Below are 21,259 nucleotides of genomic sequence, written 5' to 3'. Positions count from 1 at the left end.
ACCCTCAGGTTTTTCCTGAAGCTCCTGCGCCGGTCAAGCAGCTTCCTTGTAGAAAATCTCGCGCCTGAGGCTGCGCGGGGCCAGCGGCTCCACGCTCTGGTGGATGGCCGCGATGTGCTCCGGTGTGGTGCCGCAGCAACCGCCCACGATGTTGACCAGGCCTTCGGCCGCGAACTCGCGCAGCAGGCGGCTGGTGTCTTCGGGGGTTTCGTCAAAGCCGGTGTCGCTCATGGGGTTGGGCAGGCCGGCGTTGGGGTAGCAGCTGATGAAGGTGTCACCCGCGACCTTGGCCAGCTCCTGGATGTAGGGGCGCATGAGCGCGGCACCCAGCGCGCAGTTCAGGCCCACGGCCAGCGGCTGCAGGTGGCGCACGCTGGCCCAGAAGGCGCTGACCGTCTGGCCGCTCAGGATGCGGCCGGAGGCGTCGGTGACGGTGCCGCTGATGATCACCGGCAGGCGCTCGCCACTGTTCTCGAAAAACTCGTCGATCGCGAACAGCGCGGCCTTGGCGTTGAGCGTGTCGAAGATGGTCTCCACCAAGAGAACATCGGCACCGCCTTCGACGAGCGCCTCGATCTGCTCCAGGTAGGCCGCGCGCAGCTGCTCAAAGGTCACGTTGCGCGCCCCTGCGTCGTTCACGTCGGGGCTGATGCTCGCGGTCTTGGGCGTGGGGCCGAGCGCGCCGGCCACAAAACGCGGCTTGTCGGGCGTGCTGAACTTGTCGCAGGCCGCGCGCGCGATGCGCGCCGAGGCCAGGTTCATCTCGCGTGCCAGATGGCCCATCTCGTAGTCGTCCTGCGCGATCGTGGTCGCACCAAAGGTGTTGGTCTCGATCAGGTCGGCCCCGGCGGCCAGGTAGCCTTCGTGGATGTCCTGGATCACGTCGGGGCGGGTGAGGCTGAGCAGCTCGTTGTTGCCCTTGACGTCCTTGTGGAAGTCCTTGAAGCGTTCACCTCTGTACTGGGCTTCGCCCAGCTTGAAGCGCTGGATCATGGTGCCCATCGCGCCGTCGAGGATGGCGATGCGGTGTTTCAGGATCTCGGGCAGCGCGGTGGCGCGGGTGTAGGCGGGGGAAGTCATGCCCGGATTGTAAGAAGCGGCCCGACCCCGGAGGGCGCGGCCTGCCGGGCGGCCTCAGGCTTTCCCCGACAATAGCCCCCATGAAACACCTCACGCCCCAGCAGGCCTGGGCCTGGCTGCAGGCCGAACGCGAGCAGCGCGAAGCCTGCGGCGAAGCTGCACCGCTGTTTGTGGACGTGCGCATGGAAATCGAATCGCTCTATGTGGGTCGCCCGCCCGGGGTGGAAAACATTCCCTGGTACGAGTACCCCGACCTCACGCCCGACCCGGCGCGTTTTGCCCAGGCGGTGGAGCGCGAGGCGGGCGACAAACAACGCCCGGTGCTGCTGATCTGCCGCAGCGGCAAACGCACGCTGGACGCCGGCCAGGCGTTGGAGGATGCCGGGTTTTCCGAAGTGGCGCACGTGGTGCACGGCTTCGAGGGTGAGCTCAACGAAGACTTCAAGCGCTCCAGCCTGAACGGCTGGCGGCATGACGGCCTGCCTTGGGAGCAGATGTGATCGACATCGCGCCGGAGAGCGAGATCCTGGAAACCAGCCTCGGCGTTCTGCAAGAGGTCTTCGGCTTCGATGCCTTCCGTGGCCCGCAGTCCGAGATCGTGGCCCACGTGGGGGGCGGCGGCGACGCGCTGGTGCTCATGCCCACGGGCGGCGGCAAGTCGCTGTGCTACCAGATACCGGCCATCGTGCGCGAGCGCAGTGGCCAGGGCCTGACCGTGGTGGTGTCGCCGCTGATCGCGCTCATGCACGACCAGGTGGGCGCCTTGCTCGAAGCCGGCGTGGCCGCAGCCTTCCTGAATTCCAGCCTCTCCAGCGAAGACGCGCAGCGCGTGGAAAAGGAAATGCTGCGCGGCGAGCTGACCCTGCTCTACGCCGCGCCCGAACGCCTGACCACACCACGCTTCCTGGCGCTGCTCGACTCGCTCAGGGAACGCGGCAAGCTCGCGCTGTTTGCCATCGACGAAGCCCACTGCGTGAGCCAGTGGGGCCACGACTTCCGCCCCGAGTACCGCGGCCTGGTGGTGTTGCACGAGCGCTTTGCCGGTGTGCCGCGCGTGGCGCTGACCGCCACCGCCGACGACCTCACGCGCGCCGACATCGTTGAGCGCCTCCAACTGCAGGACGCGCGCACCTTCATCAGCAGCTTCGACCGTCCCAACATCCGCTACCAGCTGGTGGAGAAGAAGGACGCCACCGCGCAGCTGCTGCGGTTCATCCGCGACGAACACACCAGCGGCGACGAGCACGATGCGGGCATCGTGTACTGCCAGTCGCGCCGCCGCGTGGAAGAGGTGGCCAAGCTGCTGTGCGAGGCGGGCCTGAACGCCTTGCCGTACCACGCCGGCCTGGACGCCGCCGTACGGCAGAAACACCAGGACCGCTTCCTGCGCGAAGAAGGCCTGATCATGGTGGCCACCATCGCCTTTGGCATGGGCATCGACAAGCCCGACGTGCGTTTTGTGGCCCATCTGGACATGCCCAAGAACATCGAGGGCTACTACCAGGAAACCGGGCGCGCCGGGCGCGACGGTGAACCCGCCAACGCCTGGATGGCGTACGGCCTGCAAGACGTCGTGAACCAGCGCCGCATGATCGACGAAAGCCCCGCGGCCGACGAGTTCAAGCAGGTCATGCGCGGCAAGCTCGACGCGCTGCTGACACTGGCCGAGGCAAGCGACTGCCGCCGCGTGCGCCTGTTGTCGTACTTCGGAGAAGAGAGCGAGCCCTGCGGCAATTGCGACAACTGCCTGCACCCGCCGCAACTCTTCGACGCCACCGAGTCCGCGCGCAAGCTGCTCTCGTGCATCTACCGTGTGCAGCAGTCCAGCGGCACGGCCTTTGGTGCCGGCCACATCATGGACATCCTGCGCGGCAAGGTCACCGAGAAGGTGACGCAGCACGGGCACGACAAGCTCTCCACCTTCGGCATCGGCGCCGATTTGTCCGAGACCCAGTGGCGCGCGCTGTTGCGCCAGCTGATTGCACGCGAAGCGGTGCAGGTGGACGCGGCGCACTACAACACCTTGCACCTGCAGGACGCGGCGCGCGAGATCCTGAAAGGCCAGAGCGCGGTGTGGCTCAAGTCGCTGGCCGAGAAGGCTGCAGGCTCCGGGCGCGTGAGCCGCCCGCGCAGCGCCCGTGCTGCGGTGGCCGACGACGGTCAGCCACTGACCCTGGCCGCGCGCGACGCCCTGGACGCGCTCAAGGCCTGGCGCGCCGGTGTGGCCAAGGAACACAACCTGCCCGCTTTCGTGATCTTTCACGACGCCACGCTGCGCGCGATCGCCGCCCGCCAGCCCCGCTCGTTGGCCGATCTGGACGGCATTGCCGGCCTGGGCGTCAAAAAACGCGAGGCCTACGGCCAGGAGGTGTTGCGGGTGGTGAGTGCTTTCAGCTAGTTGCGCCGGGGTGTTTCAGGTGCAAATCACCACCATCGCCTGACACGCGCGACCGCTCATCGCGGCGGGCGAATTCCCGACTCTTCAGCGCTCAAGAACGCGGGCCTACTGACGATGCATGGGGTGTACCCGGGGACTTCCCCCAACACCCCGAACATCTCGAACGGAGCTCCGCATGTTTTCCTGGCTGGCCTGGATGGGCAAAAGCAAAACGGTTCAGTACCACGACACGCAAGTGCTGGAGCTGGACTTTCTCGTGGACGAGTTCCACGCAGCCATGGCCGACATCCAGGACCCGATTCGCGTGCGCATCCACGCTGCACTCTTGTCGTGCCAGAGCCCGAAGGACCTGTGGTTCCTGCGCAGCAAGCTCTTTGGCCTGATTTCCAAACACCACTGCGAGAGCGTGGCGAACACGCGCATCGGCCGCCTCGACCAGAAGCTGCGCTTCTTTGTGGACAACCACCCCGATTACTCGTCCGACGAGCTGCCCAGCAAGCCCATGACATTGCTGCACTGAGCAGCCGCTTCCAACCCTTTCCACCCGCGACCGCTTTTCAGCGGTCGCGCAGTTTCAGCGCTGCCACCAGCGCCAGCGCACAGATCGCCGCCAGCATCAGGAAGGTCTCGTCAAATGCCGCCATGCGCGCCGGGCTGGCGGGGCCGGTGTCCAGCAGCGCACCGTGGGCCGCCACGCGCCATTCGAGCACGATGCCGCACAGGCTCACCCCCGCCGCGCCGCCGAGCATGCGCAGGAAATTGATCACGCTGGAGCCTTGCGGAATGTGGCCGTGGCCCAGGCCGCGCATGGCACCGATGTTGAGCGAGGGCAGGATGAAGCCCAGGCCGATGCGTCCCAGAATGGCCCAGGCAATCAGCAACGGAATGATCTGCGCCGGGCGCCCCAGGTCGATGGTGACCATGAGGGCGAACGACGCGGACAACAGCACCAGACCGATGCTCACCAGGCGGTGCGTGGGCTGGTGGTCGGCCAGCCGGCCCACCACCGCGATGCTCACCGCCAGCACCAGACCCGCCGGCAGCAGGATGGTGCCCACGTAAGAGGCCGAGAGGCCCAGCCCCATCTGCATGTAGACCGGCAGCAGGTAGGTGGAGCCGAACAGCGCGATGCCGTAAATGAAGGCCACGATGCTGCCCATGGCAAAGCGCCGGTCCTTGAACAGCGAAAGGTTCATCAACGGGTCGATGCCCTGGTCGGGGTGGCGCTGGCGTGCCTTCAGCGTGCGCCGCTGCAGCACCACAAACGACACCAGCAGCAGTGCGGCACCGCCCAACAGAATTCCAGCACCCAGCACCGTGCCGCCCTGCAGTTCCACCAGCCCGTTGAGCAGGCACAGCGTGCCGGCGGCAGCGAGCAACAAGCCGCGCCAGTCGAGGCTGGCGCCCTGCCGGTTGGCCGCGAGACCGCCAGGGGAAGTCGTGGGCACATAGCGCCGCGCCAGCCACAGCGAAGCGATGCAGAACGGCACCACCATGAAAAAGATCGAGCGCCAGCCGAAGCCGTCGACCAGAAGGCCGCCGATGCTCGGGCCCAGTGCGGGTGCCAGCACAACGCCCATGCCGAACACGCCGCTGGCGCGCCCTTGTTCGTGCGGCTCGAAGGCGCGCAGGATGATGATGGCCGGGATCGGCTGCACCACCCCGGCGGCCAGGCCTTCGACCACGCGCGCGGCCAGCACGAGCGGAAACGAGTTGGCAAACCCGCCGGCCACACCGCCCACCAGCAGCAGCCACATGCATCCGACGTAGGTGCCGCGGTAGCCGTAGCGCGCCAGCAGCCAGGGCGTGGTGAGCATCGAGACCGTCATGGCGGCCATGAAACCCGAGGTGGCCCATTGGGCACGCTCCTGACCGAGCGTGAAATGCTGGCTCATGTCGGGAATGGCCACGTTGATGATGGTCGACGACATGATGGCCGCCATGGTGCCCACCATCACCGAGAGCAGCAGCAGCCAGCGGTAGCGCTCGCCGTAGCGTGCGCGCAGCGCGGGCAGGGAGTGGTCGACCGGTTCAGCCATGCGGCTTGGCGGAGGCGGCCGCACAGCGTGCGCAGATGCAGGCCTGTCCAGCAGCTTCGGCGGGCACGCTTTGCAGCAGCTCGGCGCTGAAGGAGGCGCCCACACACCAGCAAGGGCCCTGCTTCTGGCCGGTCTCGCGTTCCAGCTCCATCGCGCAGCGGTTGGGCTCGCCGCACAGCGGGCAGCGCGCGGGGTCGATCTCGGGGACGTTGGGAGTCATGGGCGATGGGGGTACTGACGCGCCGGGGTGGCGGTGGGTGGAGGCTATGGTAATTTCAAAGGCTTCTTCCTCGCCATGGTGTCTGCCACGGCCACAGCCGGCCAGCGTCCCGTTGTCCGGCACACCCACTTTTCCATGCCCATGTTTGCGTTTCTCCGCCGCACCGCCACCCTGCTGGCGTTGCTCCTGCCCGCCTGGGCCGCGCTGGCCGCCGACCCCGCCCCCAAGAGCGCCGCCCACACCGTGCCCGACACCATGGCCCAGCGCATGCTCGCCTGCACCGTGTGCCATGGCGAGCAGGGCCGCGCCACCAACGCGGGCTATTTCCCTCGCATCGCGGGCAAGCCTGCCGGATATCTCTACAACCAGCTGGTGCACTTTCGCGCCGGGCGGCGCAACAACGTGGGCATGGCCTCGCTGCTGGATTCGCTGAGCGACGACTACCTGCGCGAGATCGCAGCGCATTTCGCCAGCCTCGACCTGCCGTACCCGCCGCCGCTGCGCAGCGATGCGCCAGCGGCGGTGCTGCAGCGGGGCGAAGCCCTGGCACTGCGAGGCGACAAGGCGCGCGACGTGCCTGCCTGCGTGGCCTGCCACGGCCAGGCGCTCACCGGCGTGAACCCCGCCATCCCGGGTCTGCTCGGCCTGCCGCGCGACTACCTCATCGGCCAGCTTGGCGCCTGGCAGACCGGCCTGCGCCGCGCCAGCGCGCCCGACTGCATGGGCCACGTGGCCCAACGCCTGAGTGGGGGTGACGTCACCGCGGTGGCCAGCTGGCTGGCCAGCCAGCCGCTCCCGGCCAACACCCACCCTGCGCCCGCCACGGCCCAGCCGTTGCCCTTGCGCTGCGGCAGCGAGGGTTGAGCATGACCCGCCACATCACACCCTGGCGGGTGGTCCTGGCAGGTCTGCTGCTCGGCGTGGGCGCTCTGGTGCTGGCCGTGCTGGTGGAACTGCGCGGTACGCCACTGGATACCGAGGGACCTCCGTTGACCGTGACACCCCAGCTCGTGGAACGCGGCGCCTACCTCGCGCGCGCCGGCAACTGCATGGCCTGCCACACCGAACGTGGCGGGGCGGCGTATGCGGGTGGACGCGCCGTGCCCACGCCGTTTGGCGCGGTGATCTCGACCAACCTCACGCCGCACAAAGCCACCGGCATCGGGCGCTGGAGCGCGGCCGGGTTCTGGCGCGCCCTGCACCACGGGCAGTCGCAGGACGGCCGTTTGCTCTACCCCGCTTTTCCCTACAACCACACCACACTGGTCACGCGCGAGGACAGCGACGCGCTCTTCGCTTTCCTGCTCGACCAGCCCGCGGTCGAGCAGGCCAGCCGGCCGCACGCGCTGCGCTTCCCGTACAACACCCAGGCCGCGCTTGCGCTGTGGCGCGCGCTCTACTTCAAGCCCGGCGTGTTCCAGCCCGAGCCCACGCAAAGCGCCGAGTGGAACCGCGGCGCCTACCTCACGCGCGGACTGGCGCACTGCGCCGCTTGCCACGCCGAACGCGACGCCCTTGGCGGCAGCAGCGAAGCGCAGGCCTTTCGCGGGGGTCTCATGCCGGCGCAGGACTGGTACGCGCCCTCGCTGCGTTCGGCGTCCGAAGGTGGCGTGGCCGGCTGGGACACGCAGCAGGTCGTGGCCTTGCTCAAGACCGGCGTGGCCGAGGGCGCTTCGGTGATGGGGCCGATGGCCGATGTGGTGTTGCACGGCACGCAACATTTGAACGATGCCGACCTGCGCGCCATGGCCGTGTACCTGCAAGCCCTGCCGCAGCAAGCCCCCACACCCGTTGACGTGGAAGCCGCCGACCCGCAGCAGATGGTGCGCGGCGAAAAACTCTACGCCCAGCAGTGCGCACAGTGCCATGGCGACAACGGCGAAGGCGCCGCTGGCGTCTACCCGCGCCTGGCCGGCAATCGCGCGGTGACGCTGGAGACGCCGCACAACGTGGTGCAGGCCATCCTGGGTGGCGGTTTTGCACCCGCGACCGCCGGGCATCCACGGCCCTACGGCATGCCACCCTACCGCACACTGCTCACCGACGAGGAGGTGGCCGCAGTGGCGAGCTTCGTGCGCCAGTCCTGGGGCAACCAGGCGCCTGCCGTGTCCGGTCTGGCGGTGCAGCGCCTGCGCTGAAGCGTCGTTCCCGGCGGTGCTTTCGTTTGATCTGGATCATCGCGGGCCCGTGCGCCGGCGCTAGAGTCGTGCAGCTGCGGAGTCCATGCCGGACGATGCGGCGCACCGACATGACACTCCTTCGGACGTTCTTCTTGTGCAGCGTGATCGCGTCGGTCATCGGCGTTCTGGGCGGGTGCGCGTCTCTGCTGCCAACCTCCCGCACCGATGTGGCTTCACGCTGGACCAGCTACGAAGACGCCGAGCGCGCCCTGGCCACCATCCAGGCCTTCAAGGCCAGCCGCGACGATGTTCACCGCCAGGGCCTGGATCCACGCCTGGGGCCCGGCATCACGGTGCTGCACTTTGCCGACGTGCTGCAGCGCTTCACGGCGGTGGTGCAAAGCCGCCCGGACCATGTCGATCCCGGCGTCAACGCCTGCCTGCAGGCCGGTCAGCGCTGCAGCGGCTACGCGATCTCGGTGAAGAAGCTGGGGCGCCAGCGCGTGGGCAACTTCTGGGCCGATTCGTTGAACTTCCGGCGCGAAACCGTCACCACCGGGTGGAGCGCGGACGTGCTGCTGGTCTTCGTCGACGACATCCTGGTCTACAAGCTCATGGGCGGTCAGCCCACCATCCGCGAGGTGGACGTTCAGCGCAATCCGCTGGGCCCGCTGCAGGGCTGGGGCCAGCAGCTCGCGCGCTGATCCGCCAGCGCCCGGATGGGCATTCGGGCCGGCCGCTGCACCGCCGCTGGCCAGCATCTAGACTGGGCCGATGACATCCCGCAAACGGTCCGTCCTGCCCGTGCTGGCTACCCTCGCCGCAGTCGCCCTGCTGTTCACCACCGGCTGCGCCGCCTGGCGCATCGGGCAGGCGGCCGATCTCGCGCGCAAAAGCACGCCGTTCCAGCAAAGCCCGGCCGAGGCCACCGTGAGTTTGCTGATCGTGGGCGACAGCACCGGCGTGGGCACTGGCGCGGGTTCGCCCGAGGCCAGCCTGGCCGGCTTGCTGGGACGCGCCTATCCCCGCCTGCGCATCGACAACCGCGCGCGCGACGGCGCCACCTTTGCCGACGTGCTCCGCCAGTTCGGCAGCACGCAGCGCTACGACCTGGTGCTGGTGCAGGCCGGCGGCAACGATGTGATCCGCCTGCGATCCGACGAGGACGTTCGCGCCGACATCGACCGGGTCACCGCGCTGGCCCGCGAACGCTCCGACCGCGTGGTGCTCATGCCTGCGGGCAACGTCGGCAACGCGCCCTTCTTCTTTGCGCCGGCGTCGTGGCTCATGACGGACCGCGCGCGCCGGCTGCACGGCTTCGTGCGCGAGTCCGCCACGCGCCACGGCGCGGTGGTGGTCAACCTGTTCAAGGAGCGGGCCGACGACCCGTTCGCGCAGACGCCCGAACTCAACGCGGTGGACGGCCTGCACCCCAGCGACGCGGGTTACCGGGTCTGGCGCGACGAACTGCTGGCCCAAAGTGGGTGGGGCGAGGTGCTCGCCGCTGCCCGCGCGCGGTGACGATCGAAAAGTGTCGGGATAAATGACAGTGCATGGCGGTGGCTGCGCACCGACCCATACAGATCAACCACTTGCCCGCCTGGCCCGTGTTTTGCTCTGTTAATTGGAGCAAGCTGTCCAATATCGACAGGCCTTTCCAAGGTGTGACACAAGTCACACTCCACGACACCCCCCCAGGTACCCCATGAACCGTTTCCTGTCCCGCCTGCTCACCCGCTTCGCCGCTCCCGTCACGGTTGCCGCCTTCATGGCCGCCGCGCCCGCCGCCCAGGCCGGCGTACTGTTCAGCGACAACTTTGACAGCCAGGGCGCCGCCAACGCCTTGAGCTTCAACGGCTTCACCCACTGGGCTGTGACCGATGGCACCGTGGACTACATCCGCAGCGGCGTGCAATATGGCATCAACTGCGTGGGCAACACCGGTGGCTGTGTCGATCTGGATGGCAGCACCCTGAATGCCGGCGTCATGTCGAGCAAGGTGATTTACGACCTGCTGGCTGGCACCACCTACTTCTTCTCGCTGGACCTCTCGGGCGGCCAGGTGCGCGACGAGCACAACACGGTGAACTTCGGCTTCGCCCTGGCCAACGACCTCGGTTCTTTCCTCGCCTCCGACATGGTCACGCTGGCCCGCAACGACCCCTTCGGCACTTACGCCGTGGCCTACACCCCCGGCAGCGACGTGAGCGCGCGCTTGGTCATCGGCAACGCCGGTGGCGACAACGTCGGCCTCATCCTGGATAACGTGGTGTTGACCTCGAAAGTCCCCGAGCCTGGCACCCTGGCCCTGCTGGGTCTCGGCCTGGCTGCCATCGGCCTGCGTCGCCGTCGCGCTGCCTGATCCGCTGTTCGCCTCCCAACGAAAAACCCCCGCTGGCAAACAGCGGGGGTTTTTTCATGGGCGCTTCGAATCTGCAGAGTCACACCCCCGCCACCACCCCGTCGCTGCGCGGATCGGCTGCGCCTTCGATCACGCCGTTGGGGTGGCGCACCAGCGCACCCGCGTGGCCCATGGTGTCGCTGAAGGCTTCGGTGAACACCTCCACCTCGTGGCCGGCAGCCTTGAGCGCTTCGATCAAGGCCGGGTCGAAGCGGCTTTCCAGTTTGAGTGAGGTGGTCACGCCGCCCCAGGTGCGCCCGAGCAGCCAGCGCGGCGCGGTCACGGCCTGTTGCAGACCCTGGCCAAAGCGTGCGTAGCGCGTGAACACCGCCGCCTGCGTTTGCGGCTGGCCTTCGCCGCCCATGGTGCCGTAGGGCATCACGCGGCCGTCGTCGAACACGGCCAGCGCCGGGTTGAGCGTGTGGAAGGGGCGCATGCCGGGCTTGAGCACGTTGAGCGCCTTCGGGTCGAGCGAAAAACTCGTGCCGCGGTTCTGCCAGACGATGCCTGTGTCCTGCAGCACCACGCCCGAGCCGAATTCCCAGTACACGCTCTGGATGAAGCTCACCGCGCGGCCCTGCGCGTCGATGCAGCCCATCCAGATGGTGTCGCCGGGCTTGGCCACGTCGGGCCAGGGCAGGGCTTTCTCGCGGTCGATCTCGGCCGCCAGTTCGGTGAGTGCGGCGGGTTTCAGGAAGCCTTTGGGGTCGGCCGGCAGGCGCTGCGGGTCCGTCACCACACGCTCGCGCACACGGAACGCCCGTTTGGTGGCTTCCACCAGCCCGTGCACATGCGCGAAGCCTTCGCCCTCGGTCACGCCCAGGCGCTCGAACAGGCCCAGGATCATCAAGGCGGAGAGGCCCTGTGTGGGCGGCGGCAGGTTGTAGACCGTGCTGTCGTTCAACCGCACCGAGAGTGCCTCGACGATCTGCGCCTGGTAGGCCGCGAGATCGCTGGTGCGCAGCGGGCTGCCCACACGCTCCAGCTCGGCGCCAATGCGTGCGGCGAGCTCACCACGGTAGAAATCGTCCAGGCCACGCTCGGCCAGTTGCTCCAGCGTGCGGCCCAGCGTGGGCTGTTTGAGGATATTGCCCACATCCGGTGGCTGACCGTTGACGAGGTGGGTCTGCGCAAAGCCCGGCGCGTCTTTCAGGCCGTCGAATTTTTCGCGGGTCAGGGCAGCCTGGCTTTTGGTGACGGCAATGCCGTTGTGCGCGTGGCGGATGCCGTCGGCCAGCAGGCGCGACAAGGGCAGGGCAGGGCCCCACGCAGCGGCCACGTCGAGCGCCTTGGCCCAGCCGCCAATGGTGCCGGCCACCGTGAGCGCGGCCTTCGGGCCGCGCGAGGGGATGGCGTCATGCCCGGCGTAAAAATCCAGGTCGGCCAGCGCCGCGGCGGGGCCGCAGGCGGAGATGGCCACGGGCTCCTTGCCGGGCTCGTGGATCAGCCAGAAACCGTCGCCACCGATGGCGTTCATGTGCGGGTACACCACGGCGATGGCGGCGGCAGCCGCCACCATGGCTTCGACCGCGTTGCCGCCGTCGCGCAGCACGTCGCGCCCGGCCTGCGCGGCCAGGTGGTGCGGCGCGACAAACATGCCGCCCAGGGCGGTGAGGGTGTGAATCATCGAAGGTCTCCGGGTTGTTGTGAGCTCAGGTCAGCAGGCCGTAAAACATGCGCGCGGCGGTCAGTGCCAGGAACAGCGCAAACACCTGTCGCAGCCGTTGGGCGTTGATCGCATGCGCGAGTTTCGCACCCCAGCCGGTGGTGGCCAGCGTGGCCGGCACGATGAGCGCAAAACCCAGCAGGTTCACATAGCCCAGGCTGAAGGGCAGCCGGTTGGGCACGTCCAGTCCGTTGAGGATGAAGGCGAGCGCGCCGGGGAAGCTGATCACCATGCCCAGCATGGCGCCGGTGCCCACCGCCGTGTGCATGGGCACGCGCAAAGCGTTCAGTATCGGCACACTCAGCGTGCCGCCACCGATGCCCATGAGCGTGGACACACCGCCGATACCGCTGCCCAGCAGCGCGGTGCCCATGGGCCCGGGCAGGCCATCGGCCACGGCAAAACCGTCGCGTTTGAAAGCCATGTTGAGTGCCACCAGCAAGGCGATGGAGGCGAACACCGCAGTGAGCGATGCGCCGCTCAGGAAGCGGCTGGCCACGGAGCCCACGATCACGCCCACCACCACCGACGGCATGAGGCGTTTGATCAGCGACATGTCCAGGCTGCCGCGTTTTTTGTGCGCGCGACTGGACATGATGGAAGTGGGAATGATGGTGGCCAGCGATGTGCCCACCGCCGCGTGCATGCGCACCGACTCGTCAACGCCCAGCAGCGTGAACAGGTGGTAGAGCACCGGCACGATGACGATGCCGCCACCCACGCCGAGCAGCCCGGCGAGCACGCCCGCCACCAGGCCGGTGGCGAGCAGAGCCACGGCCAGCCCCAGCAGCCACGCGGTGCTGTATTGGTTGAAGAACTCCATGACCTACCAGCCGATCGCCTTGGGCAGCCACAGCGCGATCTGCGGATACATGAACAGCAGCACCAGCGCGATGAACTGCAGTCCGATGAAGGGCACCACACCCTTGTAGATATCCTTGATGTTGATCTCCGGCGGGGCCACACCCTTCAGGTAGAACAGCGCCCAGCCAAACGGGGGTGTGAGAAAGCTCGACTGCAGGTTCATGGTGATCAACATCGCCAGCCACACCGGATCAACGCCCATGTTCAACAGGATGGGCAGGAACAGTGGCACTGCGATGTAGCTGATCTCGATCCACTCGACGAAGAAGCCGAGCACAAAGATGATGAGCATCATGAACCACACGGCGGTGTTCACGCCGCCCGGCAAGGCCTCGAACATGCCGGCGATCAGCTCTTCGCCTTGCAGGCCGCGAAACGAGAGCGCGAACACCTGCGCGGTCATGAGGATGAACATCATGATGGCGGTGATCTTGCTGGTGTCCAGCGCGGTGGCCTTCAGTGTGGCCCAGGTGAAGCGGCCCGAAAGTGCCGTGATCAGCACCGCGCCCACCGCGCCCATGCTGGCTGCTTCGGTGGGGGCTGCCACGCCGCCCACGATGGAGCCCAGCACCGCCACCACCAGCATGACCGGCGGCACCAGCACCTTGAAGAAGCGCACCCACAGTTGGCGGCGCGAGACCGCGTCGCGCTCGGCGATCGGGATCGGCGGCATGGAGCCGGGGCGCAGCCAGCCCATGACCAGCAGGTAGACGATGTACACGCCGGCGAGCAGCATGCCCGGACCCACGGCGGCGGCGAACAGCGTGCCCACCGAGAGCTGCATGATGTCCGACAGCAGGATCAGGATCAGGCTGGGCGGAATGATCTGGCCCAGCGTGCCCGATGCGCAGATGACGCCGCAGGCCACGCTCTTGTCGTAACCCCGCCTGATGAGGGTGGGCAGGGTCAGCAGGCCCAGCGTGATGATGGTCGCGCCCACGATGCCGGTGGTCGCACCCATGAGCACGCCGAACAGCACGATGCCCACGGCCATGCCGCCCTTCACACCTCCGGCGATGTGGCCCATGACGTCGAGCAGGTCATCGGCCAGGCGTGATTTCTCCAGCATCACACCCATGAACACAAACAGCGGGATGGCCATCCACTGGTAGCCGCTGACGATGCCGTAGAAGCGCGCGGGCAGCAGGTTGAACAGCACCTCACCAAAGCCCAGCCAGCCGAACACGAAGCCGGTGACCGCCAGGCTGATGGCCACCGGAATGCCGATCATCAGCATGGCGAAGAAACCCACCAGCATGAAGATGGCGTAGGTCGACATCTCAAACATGGCTCGACTCCCCGTTGTTCAGGGGTGTATCGAGCAGTCGAAGCAGGTGCGCGAGCTGCTGCAGCACCAGCAGGCCATAGCCCAGCGGGATCAGCGACTTCACCAACCAGCGGTATGGAATGCCGCCCGGGTCGGCCGATGCTTCCATGATGGAGCGCGACTGCTCCACATAACCCAGCGACAGCCAGATGAACGCCAGGCTCACGGTGATGAGCAGCAACGCAGAGATGACGTCGACCACGCGCTTGCCCAGCGGTGAATAGCGTGCGTAGAACAGGTCCACACGCACGTTTTCACCGCGCTGCAGCGCGTGGCTCATGCCCAGGAGGATGAGGGCGGCCAGCAGATGCCATTCGAGCTCCTGCGCCCACACCGAGCCGAAGCTGAAGGTGTAGCGCAGGAGCACGTTGGTGGCGACCAGGCCGATCATGACCAGTGCGATCCAGGCGGTGAGCCCGCCGATGCGGTCGATGAAACCCTCGATGACAGTGGCCAGTGGCCGCAAAACCTTGAGCATGGCGACGTTCCTGGATCAGCCGCGAACCTTGAGGTGGTAGGCCTCTTCGCTGATCTCGCTCCAGCGGTCGTACTTGGCCTTGAAGGCGAAGTAGGAGTCGTGCACCTTTTTCGTCAGCGGGTCCTTGATGGCGTCGGCCAGCACCTTGTCGGTCTCCACCTTCAGCGCCTTGATCACGTCGTCGGGCAGCGGACGCGCGATCACGCCCTGGTTCTTGATCAGGTCTTCCATGGCATCGGAGTTGGCCTTCTGGCACCAGCCTTCGCTGATCACGTTGCAGGCGGCCGAGGCGTTGGTCACGATGGCCTTGAGATCGGCGGGCAGCTTGTCCCAGGCGGCCTTGTTGATCAGCAGCTCCGACACGGTGGACGGCTCGTGCCAGCCGGTGGTGTAGTAGTTCTTGGCGGCTTTGTGCAGGCCCAGGCGGCGGTCCTGGAAGGGGCCCACAAACTCGGCCGCGTCGATCACGCCACGCTCCAGCGCGGGGAAGATCTCGCCGCCCGGCAGCACCTTCACGTCCACACCCAGGTTGGCGTAGACCTTGCCGGCCAGACCCGGAATGCGCATCTTCAGGCCCTTCAAGTCGGCCACGGTCTTGATCTCTTTCTTGAACCAGCCGGTCATCTGCACGCCTGTGTTGCCGCAAGGCATGGCCACCATGCCGAAGGGCGCATAGACCTCGTTCCACAGGTCGATGCCGCCACCGTCGTAGAACCAGCCGTTCATGCCCTGGAAGTTCATGCCGAAAGGCACGGCGGTGAAGTACTGCGCGGCGGCGGTCTTGCCGGTCCAGAAGTAGGCGTTGGCGTGGTTCATCTCGACCGTGCCTGCGCGCACGGCATCAAACCCTTCGAACGCGGGGATCAGTTCACCGGCGCCGAACACCTGGATGTTCAGGCGGCCGTCCGACATCTCGCGGATGCGTTTGGCCAGATCGGTCGCGCTGCCGGGGCCGTCCATGTAGAAGGGCGAGCCCTTGCCGTAGGCACTGGTCATCTTCCAGTTGAAGCGGGCCGACTGGGCGTTGGCAATGACGGGGGCACCGAGCACGGTGCCGGCAACGGCGGCGCGGGTGAGGAACTGGCGGCGGATCAAGGACATGGCGGCACTCCTGTGAAGGGGTTGAAGGGGTTGGGCGGGGTGAAATCTGCCGTTTGTAAAGCGGCGTTCCCTTCACTTCGCAAGCGCCATGCCATGTGTTTCGTTCCTGCAAGTCCTTGATTTGATTGATGTGCCGGCCAGTTTGGTTGGCATGCTTCCGAAATGGTGCGTGCGGGCTGGCGCTGCGTTCAGGCTGCTGCGTGCCGAATGTTCAGTGCATGACCGCTGTGCTGCCGTTTGTAAGGTGATGGAGTCCGTGAGGCCCCTCATGGAAGCCAGCGCGCCGCTCTGGGCCACCCGGTGCGCACAAACGGCAGCTGCGCCCGCTTTGGTGCGCGCGCACCAAAGCGGGCGCAGCCCGGTCAGGCGGTCAGAGCCGCGCGCCGCCGCGCCGGTTTTTCACGCGCGTGAGCAGCGTCTTGCAGTCCACCGACAGGATCTCGGGCCGGTTGAAGATGTGGCGCCGCACGAAGGCCTCAAACGTCTCGGGGCTCTCGGTGAGGGCGTGCACGTGCAGGCTCTTGAGGTCGCTCATGATGTAGAGGCTCACCACCTCGGCGCAATCGGCCAGTTCCTGCGCGATGCGCTCGATGGCCGCCGGCGTCACCACGATGTCGAGAAATGTCGAGTTCACCTGCCCCAGCTTCTCGGGGTTGATCACCGCGGCGAACAGCTCGATCACGCCGCTGGCCTGCAGACCCTGCACCTTGGCGCGCGCATGTGCCCGCGAGATGCCGAGCTGGCGCGCGATGTCGGCAAACGAGGCCCGGCCGTCTTTCACCAGGATGTTGAGCAGGGCGGTGTCGAGCTTGCTCAGGCCGATGTTGGCGCTTGCGGTGGGAGGGTTCTGGGTCATGCCAAAGCCCCAAGCAACTGGCGGGCCAGTGCGCTTTGCAGCCAGAGACCATGCCGTGCCGTCTGTCGCCTGCATGCCCCCACCGCGCCCATGCCCTGTTCATCGCTTGCACACAGGCGTACAACCGGCCTGAGGAAACGGTATGAACAGTATGGTTCGTTTTTTTCAGGTTAACTGCCTGGCGATCGCCGGGCTGCTGGGGGCTGCTCCTGCGCTGGCACATGGCCCTGCCTGCATGGACGATCCGGCCCGCGCCCACGAGCTGCGCGTGCTCGACGAGATCCAGATCACCGAGCTGACCGAGCGCCATCAGGTGGTGCCTGCACCGCAGCGCCTGCACCAGATGCTCACGAGCCTGGTGGCCGCCTCGGGCCGGCTGCAGCAAGGCCCTGCGGTTCACCTGCTGGCCTATGAGGACAAAGACCTCAACGCCTACGCCGCCGACCACGGCATGGTCATCCTCACCAGCGCCATGTGGAGCGCGAAAGAGGACCTTTCGGACGACGAACTGGCCGCGGTGATGGCGCACGAACTCGCACACATCGAGCAGCGCGATTCCTTGGTGGAAGCCTGCGCCAACCTGCAGCGCCTGGGCCAGCCTGCGCTGCGCATCGAGGAGGCCCGCGAGCGCATGGCCATGGCCAGCTTCAACCCCCACTCGGCGCTGACGCGTGCGGCTCATCAGTTGCTGCACGAGCAGGAACATGCCGCCGACCGGCGCGCCATCGAACTGCTGCACCGCGTCGGCCGCAACCCGCACGCCATGGTCAGTGTTCTGGCCAAGATCCACGGCACCACACCGTCGGCGCTGAACCTGCTGATGGGCAGCACGCACCCGGAACTGCGCGAGCGGCTGGCGAAGGCGCAGGCGGCGGTGGATGCGGTGGGGAAGCGTCGGATCGACGATTGAGGAAGCTGCTGGTCAGCCTGGAAACAGGCGTCGGCACAACTCGTACAAAGGCATGGCTTCAATGCCATGCCCCATCGGATAGACCTCGGTGCCGGGATACACCACCACCTTGTGCTGCGGCTGCAGGTCTTCGCAGGCCGAGTGAAAGCCGCGCTCGACCTTCGGGCTCAGGCTGCGCTTGATCTCCACGGCCCACAGCGTGCCGTCCGGCTGGCTTAAAAGCAGGTCGATCTCGGCGCCGCCGCTGGTGCGGTAGAAGTGGCCCTGCACGCCGGGTGCGGCGCAGGCCAGCAGGTTCTCAACCACCATGCCTTCCCAGCTGGCGCCCACCACCGGGTGCGACAGCAGCGCTTCCATGGAGCCGATGTCGAGCAGCGCATGCACCAGCCCGCTGTCGCGCACATAGACCTTGGGTGACTTGACCAGGCGCTTGCCGACATTGGCATGCCAGGGTTGCAGGCGGCGCACCAGCAGCAGGTCGCAGAGCAGGTCGATATAGCTGTGGGCTGTCTTGGCGTCCACGCCCAGGTTGCGCGCGAGCTGGGCCACGTTGAGCAGACCGCCTTGGTTGTGCGCCAGCATGGTCCAGAAGCGCCTCAAGGTCTCGGCGGCGATGCGGGGGCCCAACTGTGGAATGTCGCGTTCCAGATAGGTGCGGATGAAGTTCTGCCGCCAGCGCAGGCTGCGTGTGTCGTCGGGCGCGGTGAAGCTGTCTGGGAAGCCGCCGCGCAGCCACAGCACGTCGGTGGTGCCATCGCCGGTTTCGCGGGCGGTCAGTGGGCCGAGTTCCAGGTAGGCGATGCGGCCTGCCAGTGTTTCGCCCGATTGCTGCAGCAGGTCCAGCGAGGCCGAGCCCAGCAACAAATAGAGGCCCTGACGTCGCCCGTCGCGTCGGGCCTGGTCGACCAGGCCGCGCAGCACCGGGAACAGCGCAGGCGTGCGGTGCACTTCGTCAAAGATGACCAGCTTGTCCTGGTGCTGCGACAAATACAGCTCGGGCTCCGTCAATCTCGCGCGGTCGCGCTCCGACTCCAGATCCAGGTAGAGGCTGGGGCGCTGCTGGGCCACTTCCAGCGCGAGTGTGGTCTTGCCCACCTGCCTGGGTCCGAGCAGTGCCACGGCGGGCATGTGGGCCAGTTCGTCGCGGAGGAGATCGGCGGCTTGGCGTTTGAACATCCTTGCAATTATGGATATCTGTTCCAAGATTTGCAAGGATAAAACGTCAGTTCTCAGAAGGCGGAAACGCAGCTACCAGCGCCTCACCCCAGGCCCAAGGCCCGGTGATCGTCAGCGTCACGGTGGTCCAGTCGCCCTCGGTTTGCACGAGTTGGTCGGCGTCCCAGGCGCCGCCGTCGTCGAGCGGGCCGCGCGGGCCGGGGCTGTGCTGCTGCGCCCAGTTCAGCACGGCCTGCACTTCCTGCATGACCTCGGGCACCTGCGAGGCCCGAACGCTGGCCATGGCGTCCCAGGTGCCGGTGCCTTCACCGTCGTCGCTGGGGTCGAAGAGGAGGTAGTGGAGCGGCATGGTTGGCTCGCCTAGAGCCCTCACCCCAGCCCTCTCCCAGAGGGAGAGGGAGGGGATGCGGGAGTCAGGCCGCCTTCACTTTCAGGCGCCAGGCGTGCAGCAGCGGCTCGGTGTAACCACTCGGCTGTGCCTTGCCCTTGAACACCAGGTCCAGCGCCGCCTGGTAGGCCATGCTGGTCTTGAAGTTGCCGGCCATCTTCTTGTAGATCGCGTCGCCCGCGTTCTGGCCGTCCACCACGGCGGCCATGCGCTCGAAGGTCTGGGTCACTTGCGCTTCGGTCACCACGCCGTGGTGCAGCCAGTTGGCGATGTGCTGGCTGGAAATGCGCAGCGTGGCGCGGTCTTCCATCAGGCCCACGTTGTGGATGTCGGGCACCTTGGAGCAGCCCACACCCTGGTCGACCCAGCGCACCACATAGCCCAGGATGCCCTGCACGTTGTTGTCCAGCTCCTGCTGCTTCTCTGCCTCGCTCCAGTTCGGCGTGGCCGTCACGGGGATGGTGAGCAGGCCGGTGAGCAGCACGTCGCGTTCCTTGTTGGCGTCGATCTTCTCCAGCTCTTTCTGCACGTCGCTCACCAGCACCTGGTGGTAGTGCAGGCTGTGCAGCGTGGCACCGGTGGGGCTGGGCACCCAGGCCGTGTTGGCGCCGGCCTTGGGGTGGCCGATCTTCTGCTTGAGCATTTCGGCCATCAGGTCGGGCATGGCCCACATGCCCTTGCCGATCTGCGCCTTGCCGCGCAGGCCGCAGCTCAGGCCCACCAGCACGTTGTTGCGCTCGTAGCTCTGGATCCAGGCGCTGGTTTTCATGTCGCCCTTGCGCACCATGGGGCCGGCCAGCATGGCGGTGTGCATCTCGTCGCCGGTGCGGTCCAGGAAGCCGGTGTTGATGAACGCCACGCGGCTGGAGGCTGCGGCAATGCAGGCCTTGAGGTTCACCGACGTGCGGCGTTCCTCGTCCATGATGCCGAGCTTCACTGTGCTCTCGGGCAGGCCGAGCAGCTGCTCCACGCGGCCAAAGAGTTCGGCGGCAAACGCCACCTCGGCCGGGCCGTGCATCTTGGGCTTGACGATGTAGACCGAGCCTTTGCGCGAGTTGCGGATCGCGTCTTTCTTCGTGCGCTTCAAGTCGTGCAGGGCGATGGTGGTGGTGACCACCGCGTCCATGATGCCTTCGGGGATCTCTTGGCCGTCCGCACCCCAGAGGATGGCCGGGTTGGTCATGAGGTGACCCACGTTGCGCAGGAACATGAGCGAGCGGCCGTGCAGGCGGACCTTGCCTTTGCCATCCGCAGCGGTGTATTCGCGGTCAGCGTTGAGGCCGCGCGTGAAGGTGGTGCCGCCCTTGCTCACCGACTCGGTCAGCGTGGCTTGCAGGATGCCGAGCCAGTTGCTGTAGGCCAGCACCTTGTCTTCAGCGTCCACCGCGGCGATGGAGTCTTCCAGGTCGAGGATGGTGGAGAGCGCGGCCTCCAGCACAAGATCGCTCACGCCGGCGGCGTCGGTTTTGCCGATGGGCGTGTCGCGGTCGATCTGAATGTCCAGGTGCAGGCCGTTGTGCTTGAGCAGCACCGAGCTCGGTGCCTTGGCCTCGCCCTGGTAGCCCACCAGCTGCGCCTTGTCGGCCAGCTTGCTGGTGCCGCCTTCGGCTAGGCCCACCACGAGCTCACCGTCCTTGTTGATCTTGTAGCTGGTGGAGCCCACGTGTGAGCCCTTCTTCAGCGGCGCGGTGCGGTCCAGCACATGGCGCGCGTACTCAATGACCTTGGCGCCGCGCTTGGGGTTGTAGCCCCCCTTCTTGCCCACTTTTTCGCAGCTCTTGTCTTCCGAAATCACGTCGGTGCCGTAGAGCGCGTCGTACAGCGAACCCCAGCGCGCGTTGGCCGCGTTCAGCGCATAGCGCGCGTTCAGGATCGGCACCACCAGCTGCGGGCCGGCCTGCACCGCCAGCTCGTCGTCCACGTTCTTCGTGGTCGCCTTCACCTTCTTGGGCTGCGGCACCAGGTAACCATTGCCTTCGAGGAACGAGCGGTAAGCCGCCATGTCGGCAATCGGGCCGGGGTGGGCCGCGTGCCAGGTGTCCAGCTCGGTCTGCAGGCGGTCGCGCTCGGCCAGCAGCGCGGCGTTCTTGGGCGCGAGGTCGGCCACGATGGTGTCAAAGCCTGCCCAGAAGGCGGACTCGGTCACGCCGGTGCCGGGCAGCACTTTCTGGTTGATGAAGTCGGCGAGAACGGTGGCGACTTGAAGGCCGTGGATCTGGGTGCGTTGGGTCATGG

At 66.9% G+C, this 21,259-nt stretch carries 21 protein-coding genes; 9 read left to right on the top strand and 12 right to left on the bottom strand.

All coding sequences use genetic code 11. From position 1 onward, the window contains the following. Positions 1–33: 33 nt before the first annotated feature. Entirely contained in the window at positions 34–1,080 is a 1,047-nt protein-coding gene (locus Q0C59_RS09895) for a homocysteine S-methyltransferase family protein (protein ID WP_291214633.1), read from the bottom strand. A gap of 80 nt (positions 1,081–1,160) precedes the next feature. On the opposite strand from Q0C59_RS09895, the gene Q0C59_RS09890 reads away from it, so the two are divergent. The 3 genes from Q0C59_RS09890 (at position 1,161) to Q0C59_RS09880 (ending at position 3,998) form a co-directional block, all read left to right on the top strand. Beyond that, a complete protein-coding gene (locus Q0C59_RS09890) occupies positions 1,161–1,580 on the top strand; it encodes a rhodanese-like domain-containing protein (protein WP_291214630.1) in 420 nt (139 codons plus the stop codon). After that, complete coding sequence (recQ, locus tag Q0C59_RS09885; RefSeq protein WP_291214628.1) at positions 1,577–3,478, top strand: DNA helicase RecQ; 1,902 nt, start codon at positions 1,577–1,579, stop codon at positions 3,476–3,478. Before Q0C59_RS09890 ends, recQ begins: the two co-directional genes overlap by 4 nt. Positions 3,479–3,653: 175 nt before the next feature. Further along, positions 3,654–3,998: a hypothetical protein gene (locus tag Q0C59_RS09880; RefSeq protein WP_291214625.1), complete on the top strand. Its 345-nt coding sequence runs from the start codon at positions 3,654–3,656 to the stop codon at positions 3,996–3,998. Between the two features lie 37 nt (positions 3,999–4,035). Here Q0C59_RS09880 and Q0C59_RS09875 read toward each other — a convergent pair whose 3' ends face one another. Together Q0C59_RS09875 and Q0C59_RS09870 are read right to left on the bottom strand one after the other, a co-directional pair. Beyond that, the gene (locus Q0C59_RS09875; RefSeq protein WP_291214623.1) at positions 4,036–5,517 is read right to left on the bottom strand and encodes an MFS transporter; all 1,482 of its coding nucleotides are present in this window, start codon (positions 5,515–5,517) and stop codon (positions 4,036–4,038) included. Continuing rightward, complete coding sequence (locus tag Q0C59_RS09870) at positions 5,510–5,737, bottom strand: cysteine-rich CWC family protein (RefSeq protein WP_291214620.1); 228 nt, start codon at positions 5,735–5,737, stop codon at positions 5,510–5,512. The genes Q0C59_RS09875 and Q0C59_RS09870 overlap by 8 nt, the downstream gene beginning before the upstream one ends. Before the next feature lie 141 nt (positions 5,738–5,878). Here Q0C59_RS09870 and Q0C59_RS09865 point away from each other — a divergent pair, with 141 nt between their 5' ends. From Q0C59_RS09865 to Q0C59_RS09845, 5 genes are all read left to right on the top strand, one after another. Beyond that, the gene (locus Q0C59_RS09865) at positions 5,879–6,601 is read left to right on the top strand and encodes a c-type cytochrome (RefSeq protein WP_291214618.1); all 723 of its coding nucleotides are present in this window, start codon (positions 5,879–5,881) and stop codon (positions 6,599–6,601) included. 2 nt (positions 6,602–6,603) lie between these two features. After that, entirely contained in the window at positions 6,604–7,875 is a 1,272-nt protein-coding gene (locus Q0C59_RS09860; protein ID WP_291214616.1) for a cytochrome c, read from the top strand. A gap of 110 nt (positions 7,876–7,985) precedes the next feature. Beyond that, positions 7,986–8,561, top strand: coding sequence for a hypothetical protein (locus Q0C59_RS09855; RefSeq protein ID WP_291214614.1), 576 nt, complete (start codon positions 7,986–7,988; stop codon positions 8,559–8,561). Positions 8,562–8,631: 70 nt separating this feature from the next. After that, a complete protein-coding gene (locus Q0C59_RS09850; RefSeq protein WP_291214611.1) occupies positions 8,632–9,378 on the top strand; it encodes an SGNH/GDSL hydrolase family protein in 747 nt (248 codons plus the stop codon). Between the two features lie 184 nt (positions 9,379–9,562). Next, a complete protein-coding gene (locus tag Q0C59_RS09845; protein ID WP_291214609.1) occupies positions 9,563–10,219 on the top strand; it encodes a PEP-CTERM sorting domain-containing protein in 657 nt (218 codons plus the stop codon). A 79-nt stretch (positions 10,220–10,298) separates the two neighbouring features. On the opposite strand, the gene Q0C59_RS09840 is transcribed toward Q0C59_RS09845, so the two are convergent. The 6 genes from Q0C59_RS09840 to Q0C59_RS09815 all read right to left on the bottom strand — a co-directional run bounded on the left by Q0C59_RS09840 (position 10,299) and on the right by Q0C59_RS09815 (position 16,550). Beyond that, a complete protein-coding gene (locus tag Q0C59_RS09840; protein ID WP_291214607.1) occupies positions 10,299–11,885 on the bottom strand; it encodes a gamma-glutamyltransferase family protein in 1,587 nt (528 codons plus the stop codon). Between the two features lie 25 nt (positions 11,886–11,910). After that, the gene (locus Q0C59_RS09835) at positions 11,911–12,747 is read right to left on the bottom strand and encodes a sulfite exporter TauE/SafE family protein (RefSeq protein ID WP_291214605.1); all 837 of its coding nucleotides are present in this window, start codon (positions 12,745–12,747) and stop codon (positions 11,911–11,913) included. 3 nt (positions 12,748–12,750) lie between these two features. Beyond that, positions 12,751–14,076 carry a TRAP transporter large permease subunit gene (locus tag Q0C59_RS09830; protein ID WP_291214603.1) on the bottom strand — a complete coding sequence of 442 codons (1,326 nt, stop codon included), beginning with the start codon at positions 14,074–14,076 and terminating at the stop codon, positions 12,751–12,753. After that, the gene (locus Q0C59_RS09825; protein ID WP_291214601.1) at positions 14,069–14,593 is read right to left on the bottom strand and encodes a TRAP transporter small permease subunit; all 525 of its coding nucleotides are present in this window, start codon (positions 14,591–14,593) and stop codon (positions 14,069–14,071) included. Before Q0C59_RS09825 ends, Q0C59_RS09830 begins: the two co-directional genes overlap by 8 nt. Before the next feature lie 15 nt (positions 14,594–14,608). Next, positions 14,609–15,694 carry a TRAP transporter substrate-binding protein gene (locus tag Q0C59_RS09820; RefSeq protein ID WP_291214599.1) on the bottom strand — a complete coding sequence of 362 codons (1,086 nt, stop codon included), beginning with the start codon at positions 15,692–15,694 and terminating at the stop codon, positions 14,609–14,611. Between the two features lie 370 nt (positions 15,695–16,064). Beyond that, positions 16,065–16,550: an Lrp/AsnC family transcriptional regulator gene (locus Q0C59_RS09815; protein WP_291214597.1), complete on the bottom strand. Its 486-nt coding sequence runs from the start codon at positions 16,548–16,550 to the stop codon at positions 16,065–16,067. Between the two features lie 142 nt (positions 16,551–16,692). Between Q0C59_RS09815 and Q0C59_RS09810 the strand changes: the two genes are divergently transcribed. Next, positions 16,693–17,460 (top strand): M48 family metallopeptidase, encoded by a 768-nt coding sequence (locus Q0C59_RS09810; RefSeq protein ID WP_291214594.1) that lies wholly within the window; start codon positions 16,693–16,695, stop codon positions 17,458–17,460. Between the two features lie 12 nt (positions 17,461–17,472). Here the strand turns inward: Q0C59_RS09810 and Q0C59_RS09805 are convergent, their stop codons facing one another. The 3 genes from Q0C59_RS09805 to Q0C59_RS09795 form a co-directional block, all read right to left on the bottom strand. Then, the gene (locus Q0C59_RS09805) at positions 17,473–18,636 is read right to left on the bottom strand and encodes an ATP-binding protein (protein WP_291214591.1); all 1,164 of its coding nucleotides are present in this window, start codon (positions 18,634–18,636) and stop codon (positions 17,473–17,475) included. Between the two features lie 46 nt (positions 18,637–18,682). Further along, positions 18,683–18,985 (bottom strand): hypothetical protein, encoded by a 303-nt coding sequence (locus Q0C59_RS09800; RefSeq protein WP_291214588.1) that lies wholly within the window; start codon positions 18,983–18,985, stop codon positions 18,683–18,685. Positions 18,986–19,049: 64 nt separating this feature from the next. Then, positions 19,050–21,257, bottom strand: a complete 2,208-nt coding sequence (locus tag Q0C59_RS09795) for a malate synthase G (RefSeq protein WP_291214586.1) — start codon at positions 21,255–21,257, stop codon at positions 19,050–19,052. Positions 21,258–21,259: the final 2 nt, after the last annotated feature.

Source organism: Hydrogenophaga sp. (assembly GCF_022844385.1).
In the GTDB taxonomy this organism is placed as follows: Bacteria; Pseudomonadota; Gammaproteobacteria; order Burkholderiales; family Burkholderiaceae_C; genus Hydrogenophaga.
The sequence above is the reverse complement of the archived record's forward strand: the minus strand, read 5'-3'. Positions and strand labels throughout refer to the sequence as shown.

Excerpts from the sequence above, each read along its gene's own strand:
- Q0C59_RS09825 (WP_291214601.1), bottom strand. The coding sequence starts at position 14,593 with ATGCTCAAGGTTTTGCGGCCACTGGCCACTGTCATCGAGGGTTTCATC.
- Q0C59_RS09810 (WP_291214594.1), top strand. The coding sequence starts at position 16,693 with ATGAACAGTATGGTTCGTTTTTTTCAGGTTAACTGCCTGGCGATCGCC.
- Q0C59_RS09860 (WP_291214616.1), top strand. The coding sequence starts at position 6,604 with ATGACCCGCCACATCACACCCTGGCGGGTGGTCCTGGCAGGTCTGCTG.
- Q0C59_RS09890 (WP_291214630.1), top strand. The coding sequence starts at position 1,161 with ATGAAACACCTCACGCCCCAGCAGGCCTGGGCCTGGCTGCAGGCCGAA.
- Q0C59_RS09880 (WP_291214625.1), top strand. The coding sequence starts at position 3,654 with ATGTTTTCCTGGCTGGCCTGGATGGGCAAAAGCAAAACGGTTCAGTAC.
- Q0C59_RS09875 (WP_291214623.1), bottom strand. The coding sequence starts at position 5,517 with ATGGCTGAACCGGTCGACCACTCCCTGCCCGCGCTGCGCGCACGCTAC.
- Q0C59_RS09795 (WP_291214586.1), bottom strand. The coding sequence starts at position 21,257 with ATGACCCAACGCACCCAGATCCACGGCCTTCAAGTCGCCACCGTTCTC.
- Q0C59_RS09835 (WP_291214605.1), bottom strand. The coding sequence starts at position 12,747 with ATGGAGTTCTTCAACCAATACAGCACCGCGTGGCTGCTGGGGCTGGCC.
- Q0C59_RS09870 (WP_291214620.1), bottom strand. The coding sequence starts at position 5,737 with ATGACTCCCAACGTCCCCGAGATCGACCCCGCGCGCTGCCCGCTGTGC.
- Q0C59_RS09850 (WP_291214611.1), top strand. The coding sequence starts at position 8,632 with ATGACATCCCGCAAACGGTCCGTCCTGCCCGTGCTGGCTACCCTCGCC.
- Q0C59_RS09895 (WP_291214633.1), bottom strand. The coding sequence starts at position 1,080 with ATGACTTCCCCCGCCTACACCCGCGCCACCGCGCTGCCCGAGATCCTG.
- Q0C59_RS09815 (WP_291214597.1), bottom strand. The coding sequence starts at position 16,550 with ATGACCCAGAACCCTCCCACCGCAAGCGCCAACATCGGCCTGAGCAAG.
- Q0C59_RS09830 (WP_291214603.1), bottom strand. The coding sequence starts at position 14,076 with ATGTTTGAGATGTCGACCTACGCCATCTTCATGCTGGTGGGTTTCTTC.
- Q0C59_RS09855 (WP_291214614.1), top strand. The coding sequence starts at position 7,986 with ATGACACTCCTTCGGACGTTCTTCTTGTGCAGCGTGATCGCGTCGGTC.
- Q0C59_RS09865 (WP_291214618.1), top strand. The coding sequence starts at position 5,879 with ATGTTTGCGTTTCTCCGCCGCACCGCCACCCTGCTGGCGTTGCTCCTG.
- Q0C59_RS09805 (WP_291214591.1), bottom strand. The coding sequence starts at position 18,636 with ATGTTCAAACGCCAAGCCGCCGATCTCCTCCGCGACGAACTGGCCCAC.
- Q0C59_RS09800 (WP_291214588.1), bottom strand. The coding sequence starts at position 18,985 with ATGCCGCTCCACTACCTCCTCTTCGACCCCAGCGACGACGGTGAAGGC.
- Q0C59_RS09845 (WP_291214609.1), top strand. The coding sequence starts at position 9,563 with ATGAACCGTTTCCTGTCCCGCCTGCTCACCCGCTTCGCCGCTCCCGTC.
- Q0C59_RS09820 (WP_291214599.1), bottom strand. The coding sequence starts at position 15,694 with ATGTCCTTGATCCGCCGCCAGTTCCTCACCCGCGCCGCCGTTGCCGGC.
- Q0C59_RS09840 (WP_291214607.1), bottom strand. The coding sequence starts at position 11,885 with ATGATTCACACCCTCACCGCCCTGGGCGGCATGTTTGTCGCGCCGCAC.